The sequence below is a fragment of the Thioalkalivibrio sp. ALE20 genome, from assembly GCF_000381405.1.
Taxonomy (GTDB): Bacteria; Pseudomonadota; Gammaproteobacteria; order Ectothiorhodospirales; family Ectothiorhodospiraceae; genus Thioalkalivibrio.
The window spans coordinates 1-1,685 of sequence record NZ_KB906496.1 but is presented as its reverse complement, the minus strand read 5'-3'; the positions used below and the strand labels follow the sequence as shown (position 1 = coordinate 1,685).

The 1,685-nt window shown below is 52.9% G+C and carries 2 protein-coding genes; both read right to left on the bottom strand.

What is annotated here, in order from left to right; genetic code table 11:
• Positions 1-565 precede the first annotated feature (565 nt).
• Positions 566-1,357, bottom strand: coding sequence for a hypothetical protein (locus F790_RS0113610; RefSeq protein WP_026332987.1), 792 nt, complete (start codon positions 1,355-1,357; stop codon positions 566-568).
• Positions 1,350-1,685 (bottom strand): DNA cytosine methyltransferase (locus F790_RS14450; protein WP_198004672.1); only part of this gene is annotated, 336 nt, incomplete at its 5' end. The genes F790_RS0113610 and F790_RS14450, both read right to left, overlap by 8 nt.

The window sequence follows — 1,685 nt, the reverse complement described above, 5'->3', positions numbered from 1 at the left end:
AACCGGTAGGCGACAACCGTGGAGAAGCATTCTAGCGGGCTGAAGGAGGGCGTCCTGTGCAAGCTTGCCCCGCCGGCTAACCTGATGGTCGGCGATGTGGCCGAGGCGGAGCGGATCTCAGCGGCGACTCTGAGCAATTATTGAATAAAGGCCCGTGGGCATGGCCTCATTGATTGATCCTCTTGTCGCGGAGGCTATGCGCTGTAGCCGGGGGGGTGCGCTTCCTTTCTCCCGCATTCATTGAGCGTAAGGTCGAGGGAGACAGCCATCATGCGTAAGGGAGTCTTCAGCACAGCACAGGAGATCATGGCCGCCGTGGATCGGGGCGAGTCTGTTTACTGGCACAGTCTGCGATATCCGGTGCACAAGGATCACGTGGGGCGCTACTTTATTGGGGAAGGCCCTGGTATGGTTGGTCTCACGTGGGCGGACGGGGTGACTTTGAACGGTCGCGTGGACGAGTTTTTCGTGATGACCAGGGAGGATGATTTATGGATGTCGCCGGCAACCCGGCGATAAGGAAGAGGCCTCCCCCACCCTCCCAGCTAGTCTCGCTATGTCACACTCATTCGTGGTAATTTCGTATAGCCTCATCGTCGATTTGGCTTGCCGGTATAAGACGGTAGTGCCGCTCTTCAGCGACCTTGATCTCGTTGTCCTGTAATACAAGCTCGAAAAGGGCGACAACATCATTATCCATGAATTGAGCCGACACCGCCCGACAACGTAATTCAGGAAATCTTTCGTTCACGAACTGAATGTCTTGCGAGATTTGCACTGATCCAATCTGGTCCTTCCCGCCTTTCGCTTGGATCGGTATTACGTAGTGGCACCCGCGCTTGTCCAATCCAATATACAATTCGTCTATCTCGATCTGACCCATACCCTCGACGGTCGTTCGTAGATGATTCTGAAGGCTATATGTGGTCAACCCTAAAAATGTATCTACCAGTCGGTTGTATCGCACAATAGCCAGAAGTGCTTGTTCATCATTTAGGGAATAGGCGCGAATGATTTCCGGTGTGGAATCAGGGATTGCAATAGCGACCAAATCTTGGCGTGGGTAAATTCGATTTTGCTTTACTAATGAAAATCGATACACCCCTTTTCCCGAGAGAACGATCACCCATTCCATCCCTTCGGGCTGCGTTTTGATTATGCGGTCAGGTAGGGGTTTTCTGAAGCGGTAGCTATAAAATAAGTCGCCAATGTTGCGAGGAAGAGACACGTCTAGGGCTTCAGCAGCGCAGATTACTTCGCTTCGGTAAAATGTGAAGTCATTATCTTCTGGCTTGTAATGGTCGAAGAATATCTTTTCGATGAGAGCGTCGTATCGGCCGGTTTTTTGTTTACCCATGATTCGGGATCCTCTGAGCAAGCCGTGCACGTTCAATGTCCGCCTGCTTGCGTTTCTTGGCGCCGCTTTTCTGATCGCGACGGCTGGGTGGAGGCTCAACGCCGAAGTGCTCCGCTGCGCCCGACATGTCTAATGAGAGAAGCGCTTCGTCTCCTAGGGCTATCCGCCGCTCAGGTGCGACAGGCTCACACCCTAGAGCCTTCATAACTTCTTCCGCGATGCTGTGCGCTAGCGGCGGTGGAACAGCATTGCCAATCTGTCTTGCACCGTGCCATTTTGTAATGTTAAACCGGAACCAATCGGGGAAGCCGTGTAAACGCGCCATCTC